Source organism: Peribacillus sp. YIM B13472, assembly GCF_042788005.1.
In the GTDB taxonomy this organism is placed as follows: domain Bacteria; phylum Bacillota; class Bacilli; order Bacillales; family DSM-1321; genus Peribacillus; species Peribacillus simplex_E.
In genome coordinates this window covers 74136-80135 of sequence record NZ_JBHZPG010000022.1, presented here as the reverse complement: position 1 = coordinate 80135, position 6000 = coordinate 74136, and the positions used below count along the sequence as shown (strand labels likewise).

5 protein-coding genes, 1 other RNA gene and 1 pseudogene are annotated in these 6000 nt (G+C 38.0%); 5 read left to right on the top strand and 2 right to left on the bottom strand.

What is annotated here, in order from left to right; genetic code table 11:
* Positions 1-992 (bottom strand): DUF3900 domain-containing protein (locus tag ACFX4I_RS17035; protein WP_377421916.1); only part of this gene is annotated, 992 nt, incomplete at its 3' end.
* 275 nt (positions 993-1267) lie between these two features.
* On the opposite strand from ACFX4I_RS17035, the pseudogene ACFX4I_RS17030 reads away from it, so the two are divergent.
* A pseudogene (locus tag ACFX4I_RS17030) lies at positions 1268-1825 on the top strand (protoglobin domain-containing protein); the annotation flags it as partial.
* 123 nt (positions 1826-1948) lie between these two features.
* The gene (locus tag ACFX4I_RS17025; protein ID WP_377421922.1) at positions 1949-2584 is read left to right on the top strand and encodes a methyl-accepting chemotaxis protein; all 636 of its coding nucleotides are present in this window, start codon (positions 1949-1951) and stop codon (positions 2582-2584) included.
* 324 nt (positions 2585-2908) lie between these two features.
* Here the strand turns inward: ACFX4I_RS17025 and tatA are convergent, their stop codons facing one another.
* Positions 2909-3115, bottom strand: coding sequence for a twin-arginine translocase TatA/TatE family subunit (tatA, locus tag ACFX4I_RS17020; protein ID WP_101222064.1), 207 nt, complete (start codon positions 3113-3115; stop codon positions 2909-2911).
* Between the two features lie 365 nt (positions 3116-3480).
* Here tatA and ssrS point away from each other — a divergent pair.
* The 3 genes from ssrS to ACFX4I_RS17005 all read left to right on the top strand — a co-directional run bounded on the left by ssrS (position 3481) and on the right by ACFX4I_RS17005 (position 5820).
* Positions 3481-3668, top strand: a non-coding RNA gene (gene ssrS, locus ACFX4I_RS17015) — 6S RNA.
* Positions 3669-3955: 287 nt separating this feature from the next.
* On the top strand, positions 3956-5320 hold the full coding sequence (locus ACFX4I_RS17010; protein ID WP_377421914.1) for an MFS transporter: 1365 nt from the start codon (positions 3956-3958) through the stop codon (positions 5318-5320).
* 311 nt (positions 5321-5631) lie between these two features.
* Positions 5632-5820 (top strand): hypothetical protein, encoded by a 189-nt coding sequence (locus ACFX4I_RS17005; protein ID WP_230302859.1) that lies wholly within the window; start codon positions 5632-5634, stop codon positions 5818-5820.
* Positions 5821-6000: the final 180 nt, after the last annotated feature.

Genomic DNA, 6000 nt, shown 5'->3' with positions numbered 1-6000 from the left:
ACGCCTTTATCGAACTCTATCGTATCGGATTCTATCATCAATACATACTTCCCATTAATCTTTCCTAAATGGATGCTTTCGCCAAAATCGGCTAGTAGTCCTTTGATAGATGTACTGCCAAGCTTCATTCGCAGTTCGGCTTCAGGTGTATGCTCGACAATCTGGGCTGTGGCTTCGACGACCTGATGGGTTTCAAGGCGTTCCTGGATTTCACGCTTTTCACTTGTTTCCCAAATTTCCAGGTCCTGTTCGAACTTGTGCAGTTCGTCACTGTTTTCTTCGAATTGGGCGGATACATGTTCATGGACCATGTGGATGACCTGGTTTTTCATGATTTCCGGCATCGATTCGCCATATTCGACGAACTTCAGGAAATCCTCGAAGTAGCGGGCATGTGAGGCCTGGTGGATTTTCAGTTCGCCTTCCTCGACCATTCCTTCTTCGGGCATGTATGGGTATTGAATGGATTTCATATTTTTAGTGGTGATTGCCATTTCAACGTGCCTAATCAAGGTCCGTTCATCCGAAATGGAAGCAACTTTTGGCTCGAAATCACATTTTAATAAGAATACGAATGGTTCATCAAGATATTTCGATAATTTAGCCGAAGCAATTATGAAGACACCACCACGGACGGCACTTGTATCAATATAGGACCGCGTGAATTGTTCATTTTCCTCTTGGAATTCCTCTTTCGTTTTGGCATAGCGAACACGGTTAAATACGTTGTAATTAGGGTTGGAATCAAGTGCATGTCCTTCTTCGACAATAAAAGAACCGATTTTCGTCGGTATTTGTTCAGTTTTTGGATGACGGTCCACTTTTCGCTTGGAAATCTTCATCAATTCCCCATCCAAAAAATCCTTTAGAGGACTTTCCTCGTATTCTTGGGTATCAAGTGTTTGGAAATGTTTAAAACGCTTATCAGCTTGATCGCCTTTTCCTTCAACTTGGATTAGATAAAAAGATAGATAGGTAATCGTAAAATCCATGAATGTCACCTTCTTCAATTAGTAAGCATTATTCCCATACTTTTTTTAAGACTTAATAAGTATAGTGATGTACTTTGATTCCGTCAAACGATTGGTGCACGAATGGTCAGAATAATATTGATGAATTATTTCATAATCTTCTCTGAGACACTCCCTGGAGTGTTTTTTTGTTTGGACATAAATAGTTCATAAGTCTTGTGTGAATGAGGGGAATTTATCAAAGTGAATTAAGATTAATAGACTTTATGTCGAAATAGTATATATGGGTAGAAAGAATGGAGGGTAATTCAATCATGAAAAGTATATGGAGAAGTAGACAAAAGATAGATTCAATAGACTATATGCAATATAAAGAACAAGTCGGTATCAATATCAGCGAATATTCGAGTGTATTGAATCAAGTGGACATGATTCATTTGACGATCGGGGATTTGTGCATAATTCGTTCTTTACAGGAAAAAGTGAAAGAACACTTGACCCAAATTGTAGGGAATTTTTATAAAAATCTAGAAAAAGAACCCTCTTTAATGAAAATCATTTCGGACAATAGTTCTGTTGAGAGATTGAAAAAAACACTGCATCGCCATATGTTCGAAATGTTTAGCGGTACCATTGATGATGCGTATGTTAAACAGCGTTATATTATCGCATAAGTACATGTGCGAATTGGACTGCAGCCCAAATGGTATATGAGTGCTTTTCAGAATTTACTGCAATCATTAATCATTCATGTGATTTCCGATATAAAAAATATTGAGCAATATCAAGAAAACATTCTGGCTATCACTAAAATTTTTAATTTAGAGCAGCAAATAGTTTTAGAGGCATATAAACTTGAAAATGAGAAGATTCGCCAAAAAAACTTAGCAGAAAAAGAAACGATAAAACTACAGGTCAATCATAATGCAGAGGAATTGGCAGCAATCAGTCAAGAGACTAGTTCAGCAACTCAATTAATGGCAAATAAGGTAGGCGAAATTCATGATTTCACTCAAAAAGGGTCAGAGATTGCCATACATGCAGAGGGAAAATCAAATGAGGGAGTCGAACTGTTACAAGGATTAGAGAAAAGATTGGTAAAAACGCAAGAGCAAATGACGATCATCTCCAAAGATATGGAACAGCTATCCAATACTTCTAAGGAAATTGAACGAATTGTCACGATCATCACTTCAATTGCGGAGCAAACGAATTTGTTGGCGTTGAACGCAGCGATTGAAGCGGCAAGAGCTGGTGAAAATGGTAAAGGATTTGCAGTTGTGGCTGGTGAGGTAAGGAAGCTTTCAGAAAATACCAAGGTATCAGTTTCGGAAGTAGTGAAACTGGTTAATGGAATTGCTCATTTTACCAATGTCATGAACATGTCAATTTCCATGGTTAGCGGGGAAATTACTAAAGGCACGAAACAAGGAAAAGAAACTGGCATATTTTTTACTGAAATAGCGAAGTCCATGCTTTCTGTTAAAGAGCAGAATATTAAGATCACCAAGGAAATGACAGAGCTGAATGATATATTCGATGAAATTAATGAAGCGTTCAATCAAGTGGCCGTTTCCTCGGATCAATTGACTCAATTAACGATGAACTTGTAATAAGTTTAACGATTTTGTTAGAAAGAACACATTATCGGACTCATTCATATTTTAATAAACAACTCGATAGAATATTTCTATAAAGCCCTAAAGCGGTTAATAGAATAGCAACAAACATAAAGGAAATAAAACCAAATCCAAGATGAAGTTAACAGGCTGCTCAATAAATCACTTGATATAAAATTAGTTTAATGTTATATTAATAAAGCGATGAGCTAATTTGTGTAAGTCGAAGAACAAGCTTTTAGCTAAACGTCGGGATGTGGCCTGACGGTTCTGCGCCACAAACGCATCAAAGACGCCTGCTGCGTGCAGGCGTCTTTTTCATTTTATCGATTCTTTTCTTGCAGCTTGTACGTCATCCTTGAATTCCTCTTGTATTTCTTCCGTTATTCCCTTGGTTGCATCCTTAAACTCCCTAAGTGAGGTGCCGACTGCCCGACCGATTTGAGGTAGCTTGTTCGGTCCAAAAACAATTAAAGCTAAAAGAAGGATTAAAATCAAACCGGGAAAACCAATGTTTGAAAGCATAACTAGTCACTCCAATCAAGTTTGTTAGTTAATATTATAGACTCCTTCCATGTATTTGCAAATATTATTTAGGATATACTATATAGTTCAGCATCCGATGATCTTCGCAAGACAAACACATTCAATTCCGTCCCAATTTTATCTTGCACATTCTATCTGAAAATATTACTTACCCAAGGATGCTATTCCTTAAAAAGATATCAATGAAAGTTGGGGGACAGTATGAGAAATCAGAGTTCAGCTATTAATTTCGCCGTTTGGGCATGACAAATTGGCTCCACCAGCTTAATGTGTAACATGAAATTTTTTTGTTGTCTGGGAATGATTAAACTTGCAAGATTGAAGATATTTCGGTATTATAACTATACAAGCTGCGTTGTTCGTAATGATAATTAAGTTTTAACCTTTAAGCTGTAATAGGGAGTTTTACATCGAGACAGGAATGTTATGCCTCGTCAATGACTTGGACAACAGGATTGTTTCTGCAAACACCCACTTTGAGGAGTGGTGGTTTAAAACTTTCTTACTTGAATACGGCAATTGCGGCTTACTACTTTTATAATTAGAAACCAGTTCCGATGAGGGACTGGTTTTTTGTTGTTTTTACTTATTTTCGGAACTTTGTATATAACGATAGCATCAGAAAACATTTTCAGAGATTTATGAAAAATATTCGAAAATTTTTATTGAAATATCAGATAATTAGCATTTATAATAACAATTAGATAACTCGGTTCACTATTTGTATAAATTAATGGTGAGTCGTTGTTTTTAAAAGGAATAAGTAAGCGCTATCATTTGGAAGGAAGTACTGCAGTCACCTAGAGAGGAGAAAATTTTATGGCTAAAATTAATACGACCGAGGTAATTGGCAACAGTAAGTTCAATCGCTTTCATTTTGGATTGCTGGCATGGTGTTTTATCATTATCCTTTTTGATGGCTATGACCTCGTCGTTTACGGTACTGTTGTTCCGGTATTGACGGAGGAGTGGAACCTTACTTCCGTGGAAGCGGGGGCAATGGGGAGCTATGGACTATTTGGTATGATGTTCGGGGCCATTTTCTTTGGTACATTAGCAGATCGGATTGGCAGAAAAAATGTTATAGCTATTTCACTGATTTTATTTAGTTTATTTACACTATTATGTGGATTTGCGAACACGCCTACCATGTTTTCGACTTTCCGATTTCTAGCCGGATTAGGGCTAGGGGGAATCATGCCGAACGTCATAGCTTTATTGACGGATTATGCACCGAAAAAGATGCGGAGCATGGTCGTTTCAATCGTTTTGTGCGGTTACTCATTCGGAGGGATGCTTGCGCCGATACTGGGCATCCTGGTTATGCCGACACTAGGTTGGGAATCAATATTCTGGTTTGCCGGAATACCATTGTTGTTTTTACCCTTCATGATGAAACGTTTACCAGAGGCTTCGACCCATCTGATTAGAATCAACAAAAAGGAAGAACTGATCAGAATATTATCCAAGGTAAGTCCGGAAAGTGAATTCGACATCAAGGACGAACTTGTGGAAGGGAAAAAAACAGATACGAATATGCCGATTGTTGGATTATTCAAGGATTCCCGTGCACTAAGCACACTGATGTTCTGGATCGCCTTTTTCATGTGCCTATTGATGGTATATGGATTGAATACATGGCTACCAAAGTTAATGATCGAGGCAGGGTATGCGCTGAATTCAAGCTTAGGTTTCTTGATCGTTCTTCAAGGGGGGGCTATCGTAGGGACACTTATCATCGCTAAACTTTGTGATCGTTATGGATCCAAGAAAATGCTTGTGCCGATGTATGCGCTTGGGGCAGTCAGTTTGACCCTATTGGGAATGGGCGGAAGCTCGTTTGTGATTTACACTTTGGTAGCGGTTGCAGGAGCCTGTACCATTGGTGCCCAAAATCTTGTACAAGCCTATGTTTCCCAGTACTATCCACCAAATATTAGATCAACGGCATTAGGGGTCGCATCTGGAATTGGAAGGATCGGCGGTATGCTCGGACCCATACTCGGCGGATTCTTATTATCCATCTCGCTACCCATCCAAATGAATTTCATCGCCTTCGCTGTTCCGGGTCTCATTGCCGCGGTTGCTTTATCATTCGTTCCAGCGAAAATGGCTTATTATAAACATGATCATTCGGAACCAACTGAAGTGGTGGTAGAATCCAATAAAATGAACGTCTTGTAAAATTAAATGCATGAAATGCAGGGCAGGGATACCCTTGCTGCCATTTCATGCATATTTGTTTTATTTGCCTTTTTTGATGTAGTAATGGATCTATATGAAAAGGGAAATTGAAAAGAATTAGCGGTAAGATTTTCCGAGAATTGTTTGGTTTGCTCTATTCTTGAGAAAAGTTGCTTAAATGTTCATAATTTCGCAATTCGAGTCACTCTTAATATAATGAATAAATGTTAGAATGATGGTACGGATAATTAATTCCTCCTTAAAATGGAGCGAACTAGAAAATAATCTCATCTTTTGTGAGGAGTCTTACTTTGAAAATTTTAAAACATGTAATTTTTTGGTTAAGCATTATAGGGACATTATTCTCTATGATTTATTTCTTTGTAGCGGACATTCCGTTATATGTTAAATTGTTAGGCGGAGCCATCATTATTTATCTTGGTTATGATCTTATAACAGAATCAAGGAAAAGAAAACGTAAAGAAGCCTTGGAAGCATAATCCTTATACTCGTTATAAGCCCTCTTTGATAAGAGGGCTTTTTTTTGTTGACAAAAGGGGTTCGGAATGGTCTCATTTCGAATCCCTTTCACGATTTTATCGAGGGAATTATTACCCGAATTTTATAATAAGATTTGAACGTTGATTTCCTCTCCAGGCACTCGCTTTCCGTGGGCGGTC

What these genes read in the sequence shown, in the direction of transcription:
- ACFX4I_RS17025 (WP_377421922.1), top strand. Translation starts at nt 1,949, where the DNA reads ATGGCAAATAAGGTAGGCGAAATTCATGATTTCACTCAAAAAGGGTCA.
- tatA (WP_101222064.1), bottom strand. Translation starts at nt 3,115, where the DNA reads ATGCTTTCAAACATTGGTTTTCCCGGTTTGATTTTAATCCTTCTTTTA.
- ACFX4I_RS17010 (WP_377421914.1), top strand. Translation starts at nt 3,956, where the DNA reads ATGGCTAAAATTAATACGACCGAGGTAATTGGCAACAGTAAGTTCAAT.